General features: G+C 67.3%; 17 protein-coding genes and 3 pseudogenes. 11 read left to right on the forward strand and 9 right to left on the reverse strand.

What is annotated here, in order from left to right:
* Nucleotides 1-4: 4 nt before the first annotated feature.
* Nucleotides 5-859: an ABC transporter permease subunit gene (locus tag OG617_RS01060; protein WP_405097877.1), complete on the reverse strand. Its 855-nt coding sequence runs from the start codon at nucleotides 857-859 to the stop codon at nucleotides 5-7.
* 41 nt (nucleotides 860-900) lie between these two features.
* Nucleotides 901-1,779, reverse strand: coding sequence for an ABC transporter ATP-binding protein (locus tag OG617_RS01065; protein WP_405097879.1), 879 nt, complete (start codon nucleotides 1,777-1,779; stop codon nucleotides 901-903).
* An 88-nt stretch (nucleotides 1,780-1,867) separates the two neighbouring features.
* Between OG617_RS01065 and OG617_RS01070 the strand changes: the two genes are divergently transcribed.
* Complete coding sequence (locus tag OG617_RS01070; RefSeq protein ID WP_405097881.1) at nucleotides 1,868-2,332, forward strand: GbsR/MarR family transcriptional regulator; 465 nt, start codon at nucleotides 1,868-1,870, stop codon at nucleotides 2,330-2,332.
* A 276-nt stretch (nucleotides 2,333-2,608) separates the two neighbouring features.
* On the opposite strand, the gene OG617_RS01075 is transcribed toward OG617_RS01070, so the two are convergent.
* The 5 genes from OG617_RS01075 to OG617_RS01095 form a co-directional block, all read right to left on the reverse strand.
* Nucleotides 2,609-3,364 carry an ABC transporter permease gene (locus OG617_RS01075; protein WP_405097883.1) on the reverse strand — a complete coding sequence of 252 codons (756 nt, stop codon included), beginning with the start codon at nucleotides 3,362-3,364 and terminating at the stop codon, nucleotides 2,609-2,611.
* A gap of 19 nt (nucleotides 3,365-3,383) precedes the next feature.
* Complete coding sequence (locus OG617_RS01080) at nucleotides 3,384-4,007, reverse strand: ATP-binding cassette domain-containing protein (RefSeq protein ID WP_405097885.1); 624 nt, start codon at nucleotides 4,005-4,007, stop codon at nucleotides 3,384-3,386.
* A 219-nt stretch (nucleotides 4,008-4,226) separates the two neighbouring features.
* Nucleotides 4,227-4,784 (reverse strand): helix-turn-helix domain-containing protein, encoded by a 558-nt coding sequence (locus OG617_RS01085; RefSeq protein ID WP_405097887.1) that lies wholly within the window; start codon nucleotides 4,782-4,784, stop codon nucleotides 4,227-4,229.
* Between the two features lie 358 nt (nucleotides 4,785-5,142).
* Nucleotides 5,143-5,610: a recombinase family protein gene (locus tag OG617_RS01090; protein WP_405104058.1), complete on the reverse strand. Its 468-nt coding sequence runs from the start codon at nucleotides 5,608-5,610 to the stop codon at nucleotides 5,143-5,145.
* A 116-nt stretch (nucleotides 5,611-5,726) separates the two neighbouring features.
* Entirely contained in the window at nucleotides 5,727-6,332 is a 606-nt protein-coding gene (locus OG617_RS01095) for a TetR/AcrR family transcriptional regulator (protein ID WP_405097889.1), read from the reverse strand.
* A gap of 71 nt (nucleotides 6,333-6,403) precedes the next feature.
* Here OG617_RS01095 and OG617_RS01100 point away from each other — a divergent pair, with 71 nt between their 5' ends.
* The 8 genes and pseudogenes from OG617_RS01100 to OG617_RS01135 all read left to right on the forward strand — a co-directional run bounded on the left by OG617_RS01100 (nucleotide 6,404) and on the right by OG617_RS01135 (nucleotide 12,141).
* Nucleotides 6,404-6,841, forward strand: coding sequence for an MmpS family transport accessory protein (locus OG617_RS01100; RefSeq protein WP_405097891.1), 438 nt, complete (start codon nucleotides 6,404-6,406; stop codon nucleotides 6,839-6,841).
* Nucleotides 6,838-7,563, forward strand: a complete 726-nt coding sequence (locus tag OG617_RS01105) for a GAP family protein (protein WP_405097893.1) — start codon at nucleotides 6,838-6,840, stop codon at nucleotides 7,561-7,563. Before OG617_RS01100 ends, OG617_RS01105 begins: the two co-directional genes overlap by 4 nt.
* A 123-nt stretch (nucleotides 7,564-7,686) precedes the next feature.
* Nucleotides 7,687-8,855, forward strand: a protein-coding gene (locus OG617_RS01110; protein ID WP_405097895.1) for an IS3 family transposase whose coding sequence is annotated in 2 segments (ribosomal slippage) — nucleotides 7,687-7,971 and nucleotides 7,974-8,855 — 1,167 coding nt in all. Because the reading frame shifts where the segments join, the coding sequence is not laid out codon by codon here.
* A gap of 34 nt (nucleotides 8,856-8,889) precedes the next feature.
* Nucleotides 8,890-8,988, forward strand: a pseudogene (locus OG617_RS01115) (IS6 family transposase); the annotation flags it as partial.
* Between the two features lie 60 nt (nucleotides 8,989-9,048).
* Nucleotides 9,049-9,965: pseudogene (locus OG617_RS01120) on the forward strand (Mu transposase domain-containing protein); the annotation flags it as partial.
* Nucleotides 9,962-10,381 (forward strand): ATP-binding protein, encoded by a 420-nt coding sequence (locus tag OG617_RS01125; protein ID WP_405097897.1) that lies wholly within the window; start codon nucleotides 9,962-9,964, stop codon nucleotides 10,379-10,381. The pseudogene OG617_RS01120 and the gene OG617_RS01125, both read left to right, overlap by 4 nt.
* Nucleotides 10,282-10,743, forward strand: coding sequence for an ATP-binding protein (locus OG617_RS01130; protein ID WP_405097899.1), 462 nt, complete (start codon nucleotides 10,282-10,284; stop codon nucleotides 10,741-10,743). Before OG617_RS01125 ends, OG617_RS01130 begins: the two co-directional genes overlap by 100 nt.
* Before the next feature lie 648 nt (nucleotides 10,744-11,391).
* Entirely contained in the window at nucleotides 11,392-12,141 is a 750-nt protein-coding gene (locus OG617_RS01135; RefSeq protein ID WP_405097901.1) for an SDR family NAD(P)-dependent oxidoreductase, read from the forward strand.
* 479 nt (nucleotides 12,142-12,620) lie between these two features.
* On the opposite strand, the gene OG617_RS01140 is transcribed toward OG617_RS01135, so the two are convergent.
* Entirely contained in the window at nucleotides 12,621-13,634 is a 1,014-nt protein-coding gene (locus OG617_RS01140) for a LysR family transcriptional regulator (RefSeq protein ID WP_405097903.1), read from the reverse strand.
* Nucleotides 13,635-13,743: 109 nt separating this feature from the next.
* Here OG617_RS01140 and dnaE point away from each other — a divergent pair.
* Nucleotides 13,744-15,593 (forward strand): annotated as a pseudogene (gene dnaE, locus OG617_RS01145) (DNA polymerase III subunit alpha); the annotation flags it as partial.
* Here the strand turns inward: dnaE and OG617_RS01150 are convergent.
* Nucleotides 15,591-16,682, reverse strand: a complete 1,092-nt coding sequence (locus OG617_RS01150) for an IS630 family transposase (RefSeq protein ID WP_405095182.1) — start codon at nucleotides 16,680-16,682, stop codon at nucleotides 15,591-15,593. The pseudogene dnaE and the gene OG617_RS01150 sit on opposite strands and share 3 nt — an antisense overlap.
* A gap of 88 nt (nucleotides 16,683-16,770) precedes the next feature.
* Here OG617_RS01150 and OG617_RS01155 point away from each other — a divergent pair, with 88 nt between their 5' ends.
* Nucleotides 16,771-17,157 carry an Lsr2 family protein gene (locus tag OG617_RS01155; RefSeq protein WP_405097905.1) on the forward strand — a complete coding sequence of 129 codons (387 nt, stop codon included), beginning with the start codon at nucleotides 16,771-16,773 and terminating at the stop codon, nucleotides 17,155-17,157.
* Nucleotides 17,158-17,653: the final 496 nt, after the last annotated feature.

The following is a 17,653-nucleotide window of genomic DNA, read 5'->3' on the forward strand; positions in this document are numbered from 1 at the left end:
AGGTTCAGCGGCCAAGGTCGCGGCGGTTGAGCCGCCAGGCTCCGGCCACGATGAGCGCGATGGTGGCGGCGGCCAGGACGGCGGCGTCGGCGACCTGCAGGCCATGGCGGAGGGGTTCGCCGCCGATGTAGTAGTGGAACGGCGTGAGGTAGCGCAGCCAGTCGGCGCCGATCTGGGGCGCGAAGCCGTGCAGGGCGTAGGACAGTACGCCGAGACCGGCGGTGAGGCCGAAGGCGGTGGCGCGGCTGGTGCCGGTCGCGGCGCCGATGCTGGTGGCGACGGCGCCGAACAGCAGCCCGAGGAGCGCCAGGTTGACCGCCTGCGCGGCGAAGTTCCCGACGGTGATGGTGTCGAGGTCGGCGGTGCCGCGTACGGCCAGGACCGCGGCGAGCGTCGCGGCGGCGATCAGGAGAGCGCCGGCGGCGAGGGCGGCGTAGCGGTGCAGCAGCAGGCGGGTGCGGCTGATGGGGTGGGCCAGTAGCAGGTCCAGGTAGCCGCTGTCCTCGTCGGCGGAGATCATGCGGGCGCCGGTGGCGGCACCGTAGAAGGTGACCAGCAGCGGTACGAGCAGTCCGAATACGGCGCCTTGCAGGTAGCCGGCGGCGGTGCCGGCGTCGTCGAAGCCGAACCCGCGCATGGCCTCGGGCACGTTGGCCATGGCGTCGGCGGAGATCTGTGGGTAGAAGCTGGCGTACATCATCGCGAGGAGGCCGGTGGCGATGGCCCAGACGGCGAAGATGCGCCGATTGTCGTACAGGGTCTTGGTGAACATCGTGCCGCCGAAGGCGCGGGCGAGGGCCGAGCCGCCAGGGATCGTGGTCGGTGTGGCGGGGGTCGCGGTGCGGGCGGTGGTGGTCATGGTCCTGCCGTTTCGTGGTCGCGGTGGTGGTGTCGAGGGCCTTATGCGGCGGCGTAGTAGGTGTGGAACAGCTCTTCGAGGTCCTGGCTGTCGGCGCGCAGGCCGGTGATGGTGTGCCGGGCGGCGGCTTTGACCAGCGCGTCGGGGCTGCCATCGACCCGGCAGCTAAGGGTGGTGCCGTCGACGCTCACGTCGGTGACGCCCGGCAGCGCGGTGAACTCCTCAGCAGGCACCGGCTCGGCGAAGGTGATCCGGACGTGCAGGAACGATCGGGCGCGCAGGTCGGCGACTGTGTCCAGTGCGACGAGGCGGCCTTCGCGGATGATCGCGACGCGGTCGGCGACGGCCTCGACCTCGCTCATGATGTGGCTGGACATGAACACCGTCTGCCCGGCGGCCTTGGCCTCGGTGACCATGTCCAGGAAGGTCTGCTGGACCAGGGGGTCGAGTCCGGAGGTGGGCTCGTCGAGGATGAGCAGCTCGGGCTGGTGCATGAATGCCTGGGCCAAGCCGACTTTCTGCCGGTTGCCTTTGGACAGGCTCTTGACGCGGGCGTTCAGGTCCAGGTCGAGGCGATCGGCCAGGTCGATGACGCGCGTCGCTGGGACGCCGCCGCACAGGCTGGCGAGGAAGGCGAGGCACTCGCCGGCTTTCTGCCGGCCGTCGACGACGAAGTCGCCGGCCAGGTAGCCGATCCGGCGGTGCAGGCCGACGGCGTCGGTGCGCGGATCCAGGCCCAGGACGCGGGCGCTGCCGGAGGTGGGGCGGATCAGATCGAGCAGCATGCGGATGGTGGTGGACTTGCCCGCCCCGTTGGGGCCGAGGTAGCCGAACACCTCGCCGGGCTCCACGGTCAGGGTCAGGCCGCGGCGGGTGCCGTACATCTTGGTGAGCTGGGTCAGCTCGATCGCCGTTGTCATGCCCCGACATTATCAGAGCTTTCAAAGACCTTTGAAAGCTCGAAGGTGTTAGGATTTCGTCAAGATCTCGAAGGAGGGGGACGGACCGTTGGCAGATACCACCGAGGCCGCCGAGCGGATGGCGCTGACCCTGGCTCAGGGTGGGCTGCAGAAGGCCACCGCGCGGGTGATGGCGGCGTTCATGTTCGCCGACACCGACAGCGTCACCGCGGCCGAGCTCGGCGAGCAGCTGCGCATCAGCTCCGGGTCGGTGTCCGGCGCGATCAAAATGTTGTCCACGGTGGGGCTGATCGAACGGGTTCCGGCGCCGGGCAGCCGCCGCGAGCATTACCGGTTGCGTGACGGGGCTTGGGCAACCTTGATGTCGTCGCAGAACGGCATGGTGCAGGCCATGTTCGAGGCCGCCGATAAAGGTATCGAGGCGGCCGGTCCGGACAGTCCCGCCGCCCGGCGGCTGGGCGAGATGCGGGACTTCTACGGCTTCATGTTCCGTGAGCTGCCCGCCCTGATCGACCGGTGGCGCGCCGAACGCGTCCCAGGCCGCCAGTCTTGACGACAGTCGCGGTGGTGGGCGTCGCGCACCGTGTGCTGCTGCGTGATCGTTTCGGTTTCGAGGGCAGGCACGCATGCTTGGTGCCGCGCGCTGTCCCGTTGCCCGCCGTCAACCATCCACGCCACCACAGCGGTCGTCCGACTGTTCGCTACCGTCCTCAGGGGCAGCCACGCGTTGCTCAACGCCGAACACGCGTGCGCCACGAGCACGCCGGGCTGCGTTCGGTCGTCGTCAGGTGAAGGCGAAGTAGCGAAGCCACAGGTACGGCACCAAATGTCATCGAGTGTGGTCGGTGTGCTGCCACCAGCGGATGGTGGCGGTGACGGCGAGGATGCCGACCGCAGGAACGGTGAGGTAGGCGATCGGGTGGGGTGAGGGTTGGTCGGGGCCGGCGAGGCCAGCATGCAGGGCCGGTATCGCGTACGGGTACCAGGCGACGTAGCCGATGGCGGTGACGATCTGGGAGGTGAACGCTGCGGCGAGTAGGGCGGCGATCACGGGCAGGTAGCCGCGGCCGAGGCTGGCAGCGAGGCCGAACGAGGTGGTCAGTGTGATGGTGAGCAGGCCGGCGACGGCGATGCGGGTCAGCCCGTGGACGGCGACGGATGGGGTCCGGCCGGGTAGCGCGAGGGCGGCGCCGACGGCGAGGCCGAGGGCGGCGATGTAGGCGCACAGCAACACGCTCCAGGTGGCGGCGACTGTGTACTTGGCGGCGATGATGGCGGCGCGTGGGGTGGGTAGCGCGAGCAGGTCTTTGGCGGTGTAGTCGGCGAATTCCCGGCCGAGGATCCACACGATGGTGATGCCGAAGATGAGGGTCCCGCCGACGGCGACGATTTGGGCGAGCAGGCCGAGGTGGCCGTCCCAGTCGGTGTGAGTGTGGCGAGTTGTGCTTTGTCGCCGAGCAGGCCGAGGGAGCGGGCCCGGTCGGGGTTGATGGAGATGAACATGAACAGCCCGCCGACGGCGGTGCCGATGGTGGCGGCGAGCAGGGTGAACACGGGCAGCCGGGACCGGCGCAGTTTGAGCCATTCGGTCGCGTACGCGGCGCTCATCGGGGTGCCTGTTGTTGGACGAGGCGCAGGAAGTATGCCTCCAGGTCTTCGTGTTCGATGTCGAGGCGGGTGGGTGGATGCCCGGCGTGCACCAGGAGCGTGGCGATGCTGTCGGGGTGTTCGAGCGCGCGACGGCCGGTCAGATGTAGTTGGTGTGCGTCAGGGCCGATGGTCGGCTCGTGCCCGGCCATGCGGAGGGCGTCCGCCGCGCCGGCCAGGTCGCGGCAGGCAACGGCAAGGCGCCCGCGGATGCGGACGGCTAGGTGGCTGGTGGCCAGTTCGGTGATGATGCGGCCGTGGTGGATGACGCCGATACGGGTGGCCAGCCGGGCGACCTCGGCCAGGATGTGACTGGACAGCAGCACGGTGGTCCCGTCGTCGGCGAGGTGTTGCAGGAGGTGGCGGATCTCGACGACGCCGGCGGGGTCGAGGCCGTTGGCGGGTTCGTCGAGGATCAGCAACCGTGGCTGGTGGATGAGCGCCTTGGCCAGGCCGAGGCGTTGCTGGTTGCCCAACGACAACGTCCGGGCCCGCCGGTGCGCGTACGGGGTCAGGCCGAGTCGATCGATGACCTCGTCCGGCGAAGCGCCGGCTGTCCTGCGCGAAGGCGAGAGCGTCACGGTAGTTGCCCGCATAGAACTCAGCCAGACTCTGCGTACCACGCACCCACGCCTGAAGATCACGATCGTCGGCCTGTTCCGCCAATTGGAAGCCCTCGAGCCCATACGCGCGAGCGGAGTCAAAGCGTCCCAGGTTGACCGACATGTAACTCAGCAGCCCGGAAAGACGACCCGCAACGACCAGCAGACGCTGTTGCCGCCTCGGACGCGCACGGCCCATCAGCATCGGCTGAACACGCCGCCGCTCTCGGACCAAGATCGGCGCGAGGACCCGCGCCCCCGCAGCTCGTACGAATCGACCACCTCAGCGACGAACGCCTCCACGGCACCGAGGAACGACTCGTCGAGCACGTACGCATGCTGGTCGCGGACCCGCGCTTGCACCTCCGCAACAGGCTCGACCACCTCTTCGCGGTGACCCACCACCGCAGGCCCCGAGGCCGGGCCAAGCGATGCCAATGCTCCCCAGCGGGCATGCCGAGCCGCTTCCGCCTTCTCCTCCTGATACCGGGCATCAAGGGACCGGTACTCGTCGTAACCGGTGAGCAATTCGCCGCCGGCCTGAAGAAGCGACTCGCACTGCGCCCAGAAGACCCGGTCCACCACCTGCCGGCCACTCTCGACGTTGGCCACCGTGCTCCGAGTGCTGTGCACCAGCCGCGCGACATCGTCCTGAGTCAGTCCACGCTTCCTGCGCCAGGTCCCGAGCCTCCACCCGAGTGCCCGCTTCACGTCACTGAGTCCCTGCGGATCCATGAGGACGTCCCCCCACGTCATCGGAGGGGCTGATCACCATTCGCTACTGACCCCTCACGGCACGCTGACAGTAGACGATTGGGGCAGCAAGGGGCCATCCCACCCAAGGGCGCCACCGCACACGGCCCACAAATCGGGCGACACCAGAACCCGCCAGGTTCGACGTCGAACTCAAAGAGATTCTGCGTTCCGGAATGTGGGACATCAGCAGCGGTAGACCCAACCATGATCAAAACCCACCCCGACAGACCAGCCGCCCGCCGGACAGGGCCGGACGCAAGGGATGCTCGTCGCACGAGCACCCACCGAGCACCCAACCAACCACAAGGGACAGACAGGCCAAGGGGCCTGGCGCACTCCGGACTGGGCACACCACCGATCAGTCGACCGGTGAGGACATGAGTCCGGCTGCTCGGCTGCTGTCGGTGCGAATGTTGCGGTAGATCGTCATGGAGGTGACGGCGCACGACGCGGCGATCTCGGCCATGGTGAACGTGCGGGAGTCGTACATCCGCTGAGCCTTGTTGATCAGCTCAGCGGTCATCTTGGGTTTACGGCCCCCGGTGCGACCCCGGGCCCGGGCGGCGACCAGCCCGGCGAGGGCGTGCTCCTTGATGAGGGCGGCCTCGTATTCGGCCATCAGGGCGAACATGCCGAAGACGAGTTTGCCGTGCGCGGTGGTGGTGTCGACGATCCCGTTGGTCAGCGACTTCACCGCCACGCCGCGGGCCTCCAGGCCGGTGACGATGTCGATGAGGTCGCGCAGGTTGCGCCCGAGCCGGTCGATCTTCCAGATGATCAGGGTATCGCCGGGGCGCAGATCCGCGAGGTCTAGTGGACATTGGATTGTTTGCCCGAGCCTCTCGCTGTCTCATCCGGGAACACCTCACCCACGGCGGGCAAACGTCCTACGCGTCCCGCGACAACGGCTGGTTCTTCCCCAGGGGCTTCCAAGGTCGATGCCTACTCAGCGCTCCTGCTGCTGCCTGCTTCCCGTATCCGGACCAGTTCGTCACGGATGATGGCGATTGCCCACTCCGTATCGACGTTGAGGCGCTGTTGGACGAGATGAAGTCCGAGTCCGTCGACGAGCGCGAGAAGCCGCCAACTGTCACGGCGGGCATCCTCGGAGGGTTTAGTCTCGGCGCGCAACATGGTCGTAATCCGGGTGAACAGGTCTAGGAGCTGGGCGTGGGCGTGGTTGCGGATGCGCGCGAGCCCGGGGTGAGCCGGGGACTCGGCTATGAGAGCGATGTTGATCTCGAACTCGCGCCGGGTTTCAGGTGTCAGCGGCACCAAATGCTGGATTGCGCTGAGTGCGTACTCGACGGCATCGGCGCTGGGTTCGGTTGCGGTGACTCGTGCGGTGGCGCGTTCGACCATGAGATCGGCGGAGAACTCCAGCAACGCCGTCTGTGTGGGGAACAGGTGTCGTAGCGACCCGACCGCCATCTCGGCTTCGGTAGCGACCGTGCGGACGGAGACCGCGCTGATGCCCTTGTCCAGGATGATCCGCCATACCGCTTCGGCCAGGCGGGCCTTGCGCTCGTCGCGTGGTACGTATGCCATGCCTCGATTCTAATACGGTCGTGCTAGCTTTGGAAGCTAGTACGATCGTGCCAACTTTGAGGGAGTGGGAGATGCGTCGAGTAGCGAGGGGAGCGGCGGTTGTCGCGACCATGGCGATGGTGGCGGCGATCCTGGCGGGCTGTGCTTTCCTGCCATGGAGCGGCGGTGGTGGGCAGTCGTCCGCGTCTTCGGATGCGATGGTCGTGGAGGTCGAGGTCACCAGCGACGCCGCGACAGCCAGCCAACTGCGGGTGGTGGTCGACGCCCGGGAGGACCCCCAGCGTGTCGATCAGCACGATGTGTCCTTGCCGTATGGGGAGAGGTTCGAGGTGTCCAAGGACGTGCCGTTCCCGCTTACCGGCTCCTTGGTGGAGGCCACCGCCGGCCAGGACGCGACTTGGATCGAATGCCGGATCATCTTGGACGGGGAAGTCGTCGCCGAGAACCGCGCCGAAGGGGCTGGTGCCACCGCAGTGTGCGAGAAGAAGCTCCGCCGGGGGCCGCAGTGATCATCCCGATCGAGAGCGCTGGCGCGCTGCTCGTGCTCGCATTGACCGACTCGCTGAGCTTTGGCACCCTACTGGTGCCGGTCTGGCTGCTAATGGCACCCGGACTGACACGGCTGCACCGGATCCTGCTGTACCTCGGCACGGTCGCCGTAGTGTATTTCGCGATTGGGATCGTGCTGATGGCCGGTGGCAGGTCCCTCCTCGACAGCCCCAGCGGGCTGCTGGAGTCCCGCCCGATTCTGGTCGGCCAACTCGCGGCCGGGGTGATCCTGCTGGTGATCAGCTTCGCCCTCGACACCAAGGCGGCCCGAGCCCGAGCGACTGAACGCAGCCAGCGCTCCGGCAGGATACGCCGCTGGCGGGAACGGGCCATGGGCGGCGGCAAAGCGTCAGCCGCGCTGATGGGACTCGCGATCACCGCGGTCCTCGTCGAGGTCGCCTCCATGCTGCCCTACATCGCCGCGACCGGCATCATCACCACCCAGACCTCCACCTGGACGACCGCACTGCTGCTCCTCGCCTGCTACTGCCTCGTCATGATCGCCCCGGCGCTCGCCCTGACCATCGCACGCCTCACCGCACGCAACCTGATCGAAGAACCGCTGCACAGGCTCGACGAATGGCTCACTCGCAACACCCGCAGCACCACCCTCTGGATCATCGGCATCGCCGGGTTCTTCCTCGCCGCCACCGCGATCCAATCCCTCGGATGGATCCGCTAACCTGCCCAAATCTACCTTGTTCGCACTACTATCATTGCGATCACGAACCGAGCCCGGGTCTGCTGCACCGGTAGGTGACATCTGAGATGGCTTGCCCTGGTGGCGGGCTGGAAGGATGTTGCCGTGCCCAAGCCCTACCCTCGTGAGTTCCGCGATGACGTCGTGCGGGTGGCCCGTGACCGGGACCCTGGCGTGACGGTCGAGCAGATCGCGAAGGACTTCGGAGTCCACCCGATGACGTTGTTCAAGTGGTTGCGCCAGGCTGACGTTGACGCTGGGACCAGACCGGGTGTCAGCGGCAGCGAGTCAGCCGAGTTGCGCGAGGCCCGCAAGCGGATCCGGTTGCTGGAGCAGGAGAACGAGGTCCTGCGCCGGGCCGCGGCGTATCTGTCGCAGGCGAACCTGCCGGGGAAAGGCTCTACCCGCTCGTGAGCGAGCTGGCCGCCGACGGTATCCCCGTAGCGGTGACGTGCCGGGTATTGAGCATCGCTCGTCAGCCCTACTACCGGTGGCTCGCCCGGCCTGTCGGCGACGCCGAACTCGTTGCCGCTTACCGCGCGAACGCCCTGGTGGACGCCCACCGCGACGATCCGGAGTTCGGGTACCGGTTCCTGGTTGACGAGGCCCGGCACGCTGGGCATCCGATGGCCGATCGAACCGCGTGGCGGATCTGCTCGGGTAACGGCTGGTGGAGCGCGTTCGGCAAGAAGAAGCGCCGCGGCAAGGGCGGCAAGGTGGGCCCACCGGTGCACGACGATCTCGTGCGCCGGGACTTCACCGCGCCACGGGCGAACCAGCTGTGGCTGGCCGACATCACCGAGCACCACACCGCCGAGGGCAAGCTCTACCTGTGCGCGATCAAGGACGTCTGGTCGAGGAGGATCGTCGGCTACTCCATCGACTCACGGATGAAGTCCCGGCTGGCCGTCAACGCGTTGCACAACGCCGTAGCCCGACGCGGCCGAGTGGCCGGCTGCGTGCTACACACCGACCGCGGGTCCCAGTTTCGCAGCCGGAAACTCATCCGCGCCCTCAACCAGCATCACATGATCGGGTCGATGGGCAGAGTCGGCGCCGCCGGCGACAACGCCGCCATGGAATCGTTCTTCGGCCTGCTGCAGAACAACGTCCTCGACCGGCGAACCTGGACCACCCGCCAGCAGCTCAGGACCGCGATCGTGACCTGGATCGAACGGACCTACCACCGCCGCAGACGACAGCGATCCCTGTCCCGGCTGACCCCTATCGAGTACGAGACCATCATGACCCCACCGGCCAGTCAGGCCGCGTGACTGAAACTGTCACCTACCGGTGCAGCAGACCTTCATCCAGAACCTACGACGCGGACACTACAAACTCGCCACCGACACCCCACCCGCACATCGGCTGGCCGCCGCGTTCACCGAACTCGCCCAAGCGATCTGACCGCAACTCCCCACCGAGCTCAGCATGTCCACCGATCGAACAACGCAACAGCACCCGGGCGAGCATGTCACGGACATCGCGGTCAGGAATCCTGAGATCGTGCAGGTGGCCCGGCATTACGGGATGACGATCCGCACCTGCGTGCCGGCGGACCCGCAGTCCAAAGGCGGCGCGGAGAACACAGTGAAGATCGCCAAGGCGGACGTGGTCCCGACCAGCGCGAAACTGCTCGGCCAGTACCGCACGTTCACCGAGTTGGAGACGGCCTGCCGCGATTTCACCGACGAGGTCAACGCCCGCATCCACCGCGATACCCGACGCCGGCCGGCCGAAGCCCTACTCGAGGAACAGACACGACTGCATCCGCTGCCGGCGCAGCCGTTCACGGTCGCGTTCGGCACCACCCGCCGGGTGAACTGGGACTGCGCCATCTCCGTCGACGGGGTCCGCTACTCGGTGCCCCATCATCTGGTCGATACTCGGGTCTGGGCCCGGTTCCACGGCGATGAACTCATCGTCACCGCCGTCGGCGACACCGGGCCCGTCGAGGTCGCCCGCCATCGGCGGACCCAGCCCGGCCGCCCGTCGATCCTCGACGAGCACTACCCGCCCCGGTCACGTCAGTCCGACACGGCCGAGCGGGTGCCGCAGGCCCGCACCGCCGACGAGGCCGCGTTCCTCGCCCTCGGCCCCGGCGCCGCCGCGTGGCTGGTCGAAGCCGCCGCCACCGGTGTCCGGGGGGTCACCGCAAGATGGCCGAAGCCGTCGCCCTCGCCAAGCTGCACGGTGTCGACCAGGTTGACCGGGCCCTCGGGACCGCGGCACTGGCGGGCCGGTTCGCCGACAACGACGTGATCCGCATCCTGGCCCACCAACGCGACGACGACACCCCACCAACCCGGGCCAGTGAAACCCACAGCCTGCAGCCAGGCACCTCCGCCTGGTCGACCTTCGGCACGACGACTGGAGAACAGTGACCATCACCCCGTTGCGGGTCACCGGCGCGGCCGGTGACCCGCTGACCGAAGCGATCGAGCTCACCCGGCGGCTGAAGCTGCCGCACCTGCGCCGAGCGATGGCCGATCTGATCCCCACCGCGAAAGCCCAACGCTGGGACCCGGCCGAGGTGGTGCAGGTGCTCCTCGCCGAGGAAGCCGCCGGTCGGGACCAGGCCAACCTGCGCACCCGCCGCAAACGCGCCGCGTTCCCGGCCGGCAAGACCTTCGGCGACGGGACGAGACCGCATCCTCGATCCCACGGCCGACTCAGGACGCGCTGCGCAGCCTGGAATGGGTGCAACGCAAGGAGAACCTGTCCATCTGCGGCCCGTCGGGCACCGGCAAGCGTCACTTCTGCGAAGCCCTCGGCCAAGCGGCCGTCGAGGCCGGCATGACCGTCGCCTGGTTCACCATCGAAGGCCTCGGCGTCATGGTCCGCCGGCACCGCCCCGACGACTCCGTCACCCGGGCAATGACCCGGCTGATCCGCACCGACCTGATCATCATCGACGACATCGGCCTGCTGCCGGTCTCCCCGGACGCCGCCGAAGGCTTCTACCGCCTCGTCGACGCCGCCTACGAACGCCGCAGCCTCGCGGTCAGCTCGAACCTGCACCCCTCCGGCTTCGATGAGATCATGCCCAAGACCCTGGCCACCGCCACCGTCGACCGGCTCCTGCACCACGCCCACGTCGTCGTGACCCAGGGTGACAGCTACCAAGCCACCGCCGGACAAGGCGTTAAAGCCCTGTACTAACCCCAGCACCACCCCACGGCGGGGAGCCATCTGGCCGCCGCCTGGGAGAAACCATGGCCGCCAGCGGGGAGATCTACTGGCCGCCTACGGGAAATCTGATTGGCCGTTGACATTCCGCGCACAACGGTTCGTAGCCCGCCCAGTAGCGGTGCTCGCGCGACATCAACCGCAGGTAGGTCTCAAGGCGTCGGGCATCGAGATCCTCGAACCCCCAACGGCAATCGGGCACGCTCTCCGGCCGACGGCGCACCTCCACGGCGACGGCACCGTCTGAAGCTGAACCTGGGAACGGCACGCTGAGCAGGGGGCCCGGATGATCTATGGCAAAAGGATCGAGAGCGCCCGATCTGGAATTCATGCCTCTCTTCTGGGAGTATCGGGAGGAGCTGGATCGCCTCCGAGCTGCGCATTTGTCTAGTACCGCGAGATGAAGCCCGATGCTCCGATGGACAGCGCCGTCGCGGAGCGACACCTCAACGCGCAGACCGAGTCCGAGACGAGCGGGCCGCAGCCGACCGGGCTGCGACTGGTGCTTAGTCCTGGCCAAAGGCGGGGCAACGGTCCACATCGCCGCCATCGCCGCGTTCCCGTGACTGTCCATGATCGCGGGAAGAGCTCGGCGGGCCCACCGCGAGAAGAGAGATAGACATGACCGGTCAACTCGCCGGCAAGAACATCATCGTCACCGGGGGGACCCGGGGAATCGGTCGGAGCATCACCCTCGCACTGGCCACCGCCGGAGCGAATGTGACCGCCTGCTACCGCACCGAGGGCGAACACGTCGATTCGCTCGCCCAGCAACTCAAGGCAACGCCGGGCACCCACCAGCTGATCCGGGCCGACGTGACCGACCCCGAGGACGTCGAGCGGCTCGTCGACGAGTCCCGGAGCACCCACCGGACGCTGCACGGTCTAGTGCACAACGCGGGGGTGATCAGCCGGGCGCCGTTCGGCGAGCTGACGCCCCAGGAGTGGCACCGGGTGGTGGACACCACCCTCACCGGGGCCTACCTCGTCGTCCACAAGGCACTGCCACTGATGGTCGCCGGGTCCTCGGTGGTGGCCATCGGCTCCCGATCGGCCACGATCGGGCTGCCGCTGCAGGCCAACTACACCGCGGCCAAGGCCGGCCTCGTAGGGCTGATGCGCTCGCTGGCCAAGGAGTTGAGCCCGCAGGGAATCCGCGTCAACGTGGTGGCCCCGGGCATGATCGAGACTGAGGAGGCGGCGCGAACCTCGTCCGAACAGCGGCGGGCACACGTCGAACACCACTCCAAGAAGATCGCGTTAGGGCGCTACGGGCGGCCAGAAGAGGTGGCCCACGCCGTGACCTTCCTCCTCAGCGACCAGGCCTCCTACATCACCGGGGAAACCCTGCACGTCGACGGAGGCGTGTGAGATCTACCGTCGGGCTCTGTTGCATTGGGTAGAAGCATGATCGACTCCAGCTTGCCCGGTGTGGTCTGCTTGGCCGGTGAAGTCGCTGTCTGATGTCCGGTGGCCCCCTGTACCGCGCCAAAACCTGTCGCACATGCTGTGAGCTGGGAGTTCTCGGCTACGGCTGATGATCTCCCGGGCTCTGTTGCATGCCGCCGCTGAAGCGTTGACGGTGGCGACCAGCACCGGCTCGGCGCGGGTCCGCCGAGACGTCGCCGCCCTGGCCCGGCACCCGGCCGAGGCCGACTGGCGCTGCTCGACCTGCACTCCAAGCGCCTCGCCCGAGGGCTGCTCCGGGTCCAGGCCTCGACGGCGGGCCGGTCGGACGCCACGGTGGACGTGCGCCAGCACCGGCAGCATTCGAAACCCGGGTTGCCGCGGCGGCGTTCGCTGTCGAACCGGCCTTGGACGCCTGGGCTGGTTGAATGCAGCCGTATTCCTCACGGCGACGCATGCGGCATTGCCCACTTCGGTGCCCAGGTCTTGGCGCCATGGTACGGGCGTTGCATCGCGCGGATGCAGCTGCGGAGTGCGGCCAGGCCAGGGTGTGGATTGTCGCGGTGCCAGATCAGCGAGTGCGGGTAGACCGGCGTCGGTTCGCGGACCGGGATGCGCCGCAGGTCGTAGTCTGCCGGCCAGAGCAACCGGACCTGCTCACCGCTAAGGCTGGCCAGGGTCGAGGAGTCCGCGAGCACGTCCAGAAGGTGGTCTGTGCCGAAGTTGGGACCGACCCGCTCGATGGTGAGCCCGAACGCGGCAGCGAGCTCGTCGTAGTAGGCGGCCCATTCGGTTCCGGGGACGATGCCGGGTATCCAGATCCGGTGTCCGACGAGATCGGCGGGCGTGACCGCGCGAGCGGCGGCCAGTTGGTGGGTCGGTCCGGTAAGCAGTTCATGGGGATCGTCCAAGACTCGCGCTGCCGTGACGCCATCCCGTAGTTGCTGTTCGGGTGCGGTGACGGCCCGGAATGAGGCGTCGATTGCTCCGGATCTAATAGCGGCGATAGCCGCGTCGACATCGGTGTCAACGAGAGTCACGACATCGAGCTCGATGTCAGGGTGCGCCCGGTGGAAATTGCGCAGGAGCGCTGCTGGTCCGATCCGATGATTGAGCACGTCGACGCGCAGCGCGCGACGCCCGGGACGCACGGCGGCAACGGCACGTGCTTCGACTCGGAGAAGCTTGCGCGCGTGCGGAAGAAAGGCCTGCCCGTCAACGGTGAGCTGGGCACCGCGAGAAGTTCGGGTGAACAGCGCCACGCCGAGGTCCTTCTCCAGCATGGCGATGCGCTTGGAGACGGCCTGCTGGCTGATGCCGAGCCGGGCCGCGGCCTCGCTGAAGTAGCGCTCCTCGGTGACCGCGACGAAGGCGCGGACCGCGCCGACATCAAGATCCGCTGCAGCCTCATCCACAACCGTTGGTTGTGACTCTTCGGTGTGTTGACTGTTGGACAACCGCGCCTGCTCTCGGGTCGAATGCTCCGATCGATCGCGAGCCTACAGCCAGGAGGTGTGGTTGCCAGTGGAATCTTTCGTGCATCTCCACGTGCACACCGAGTACAGCATGCTCGACGGGGCGGCCAAGGTGGGCCTGCTGATGGAGGAGGTGTCCCGGCAGGGGATGCCGGCCGTGGCGATGAGTGACCACGGCAACGTGCACGGGGCGTACGAGTTCTACCAGAGGGCCCGCAAGGCAGGGATCAAACCGGTCATCGGCATCGAGGCCTACGTCGCTCCCGCCTCGCGCTATCGCCGGCAGCCGGTGTACTACAGCGACAACCTCGCGTTGCGCCGGTCTGACGACGAGACCGGCGAGGGCGGTGACGTCTCCGGGCGGGGCCTGTACACGCACATGACGATGTGGGCGGGCGACGCTCAGGGCCTGCGGAACCTGTTCCGCCTCCAGTCGCGGGCCTGGCTGGAAGGCCACGTCCAGAAGTACCCGCGGATGGACGACGACCTGCTCGCCGAGCACGGCCAGGGAATCATCGCCACCACCGGCTGCCCGTCCGGGGAGGTGCAGACCAGGCTGCGGCTCGGCCAGTACGACCGGGCCGTCGAGGCCGCCGCGCGGTACCGCGACATCTTCGGCAAAGACAACTACTTCCTGGAACTGATGGACCACGGCCTCGCCATCGAGCGCCGGGTACACGACGAACTGCTCAAGCTCGGCAAGGAGCTCGACCTGCCACCGCTGGCCACCAATGACTCGCACTACGTCACTGAAAGCCAGGCCCGGGCACACGACGCGCTGCTGTGCGTCGGCACCGGGAAGCGGCTCGCCGACACCGACCGTTTCCGGTTCGGCGGCAGCGGCTACTACCTCAAGTCTGCCAAACAGATGCGGGCGCTGTGGGACAGTGAGGTACCCGGTGCCTGCGACAACACGCTGCTGATCGCCGAGCGAATCGGCGACTACGGAGAGGTGTTCGCCAGCCGGGACCTGACCCCTCGCTTTCCCGTCCCAGAGGGCGAGAGCGAGTCCAGCTGGCTGTGCGAGAAGACCCTGCAGGGGGCGCGCCGTCGCTACGGTGGGCACCCGCCGCGGGAGGTGCTGGACCGCATCGACTACGAGTTGTCGGTCATCGACGCCATGGGCTTTCCCGGCTACTTCCTGGTGGTCGCCGACATCTGCCGGTACGCCCGCGAGCACGGCATCGGCCTGGGTCCCGGCCGCGGCTCGGCCACCGGGTCGATCGTCGCCTACTGCACCGGGATCAGATCACCCAGCTCGATCCGATCGAGCACAAGCTGGTCTTCGAACGGTTCCTCAACCCCGAGCGCGTCACCATGCCGGACGTCGACCTCGACTTCGACGACCGGCGGCGCGACGAAATGATCGAATACGTCACCCGCAAGTACGGCGAGGACCGGGTCTGCCAGATCGTCACGTTCAGCACCATCAAGGCCAAGGCCGCCGTCAAGGACGCGTGCCGGGTGCTCGGCCTGCCGTACGCCCTAGGGGACCGCATCACCAAGGCGTTCCCGGCGGCGGACGGCGGCAAGGAGATCCCGCTCGCCGCCATCCACGACGAGCACCACCCCCGGCACGGCGAAGCGGCCGAGCTGCGCCAGATGTACGAGCAGGACCCGGACGTCAAGCGGGTGATCGACACTGCGGTTGGCCTGGAGGGCCTCACCCGAGGCACCGGCATCCACGCCGCTGGCGTGATCCTCTCCAGCGAGCCCTTGATCGATGTGATCCCGCTCGTCAAGCCAAAGGCCGACGGGCCGGTGATCACTGGCTTCCCCTTCACCCAGGCTGAAGACATGGGCCTGTTGAAGATGGACTTCCTCGGCCTGCGCAACCTCACCGTGATCGGCGACGCGATCGCCAACGTCCGCGCCAACAAGGGCATCGACATCGACATCCTCGACGTGCCGCTCGACGACGCCAAGACCTACGAACTGCTAGTGTGCCGCGCCGGAAATTCGCCTACAAAATCGGGCGAGTGATTCGAGGATCTCTTCGGCGGTCTTGGTCCAGATGAACGGTCGGGGGTTGCTGTTCCAGTCGGCGATCCAGGATCGGATGTCGGCTTCGAGGGCCTGGACGCTTTTGTGGGTGCCTCGGCGGATTTTCTGGTCGGTGAGGAAGCCGAACCAGCGTTCGACCTGGTTGATCCATGATGATCCGGTCGGGGTGAAGTGCATGTGGAACCGTGGGTGCTTCGCCAGCCAGGCACGTACTGCCGGCGTTTTGTGGGTGCCGTAGTTGTCGCAGATCAGGTGCACGTCGAGCTCGGCCGGGACGCTCTTGTCGATGGTGATCAGGAATTTCTTGAACTCGGTCGCCCGGTGCTGACGGTGCAGCTCGCTGATGACCGAGCCGTCGGCGATGTCGAATGCGGCGAACAGGCTGGTGATGCCGTTGCGGTGGTAGTCGTGGGTGCGGCGCTCGGGCATGCCGGGCATCATCGGCAGGACCGGCTGGGAGCGTTCCAGGGCCTGGATCTGGGATTTCTCGTCCACGCACAGCACCACAGCCCGTTCCGGCGGGTGGTGGTACAGACCGACGACATCGACGACCTTTTCGATGAACTGCGGATCGGTGGACAGCTTGAACGTGTCGGCCCGGTGTGGCTTGAGGCCGAAGTCGCGCCAGATCCGGCCGATCGTCGACTTCGACAGCCCCGACTTCTCGGCCATCGACGTCCGTGACCAGTGGGTGGCGTTGCGCGGGGTCTGCTCGAGGGTCGCCACGACGACTTCTTCGACCTTGTCCAAGGCGATCGAGGGTGGCCGGCCGGGACGTTGCTCGTCGATCAGGCCGTCGAGACGATCGGCCAGGAACCGCCGCCGCCATTTGCCCACTGTAGACAAGTGAACACGCAGATCTGTTGCCACATCAGTGTTCGAGGCGCCTTCGGCGCACGCCAGGATAATCCTCGACCGCATCGCGAGGATCTGCGCGGACTTCGCCCGCCGCGCCCAGTGGGTCAATGTCGTGCGTTCCTCGTCGGTCAACACCAGCGGTGCAGTGGGGCGCCCTGTTCGTGCCATCGCCCCACCCTACACCGACTTATAAGGCGAATTTCCGGCGCGGCACACTAGCAGTTCACGGCGCATCCGACTGAGAAGGAATGTGGACATGGCCAAGCAGATCATTCATAAGCTCATCGATGACCTCGAGGGCGGCGACGCCGACGAGACCATCAAGTTCGCTCTCGACGGGGTCCAGTACGAGATCGACCTGTCGGCTTCCAACGCCGAGAAATTGCGTGACGTCTTCGCGCCGTACACAGCCCACGGCGCCAAGATCGGCCGCGGCGGTGTAGTCGGCGGAGGGCGCGCTTCCCGTGGTGCGGTAGGGGTTGATGGCGGGCGAGCCGGCCACGGTCGACGCGGCGCGGCCACGGACCGGGAGCAGAACAAGGCGATCCGGGACTGGGCCAAGAAGTCCGGCAAGGACATCTCCGACCGGGGCCGGATCCCCTTGGAGGTCGTCAACGAGTACCACTCGAAGGCCGGCCACTAATCTCATCGGCAAGGTCCGTAGCTCCCAGACCGGACACTCCACCATCGGCTTGGCCCGCCCATGCGAGCGGCCGCACAGCGACGGAGTTCCGGGCGCGTCCGGTTCAGCGTCAGTACCGGTGCGGTCCGGTACTCACCGGTGCGGCCAACCGGGCGGCGGCGGGTTGTGGGGGTCCGGGCCCGAGTACATGTGTTGCTTCCCATAGTTGAAGCAGTCCAGGCACACACTCAGGCCGGAGGCAGCGCGGTACCCGTTCTTGGTGCGTATGACCTTCTCACCCAAAGACGACATGGCGGCGCATTCCCTGGTCTTGTGGGTGACACCGCTATAGGTGTAGGTCGCGGTTCCGGTCGGCCGAGGCGCATCGGCGTCACCGCATACGGAGCACAACGTCATGCCGTTGATTCTAAGAGCCCCCCGCCGGAGGGCCGGCCCTGCTTCAGGCCCGGCCCGCGCAAGGGCACATGTTGGCTTGCCGGCCCCCGTGACGGCTCGT

It is taken from the genome of Micromonospora sp. NBC_01412 (genome assembly GCF_045040215.1).
Classification (GTDB): domain Bacteria; phylum Actinomycetota; class Actinomycetes; order Mycobacteriales; family Micromonosporaceae; genus Micromonospora; species Micromonospora rubida.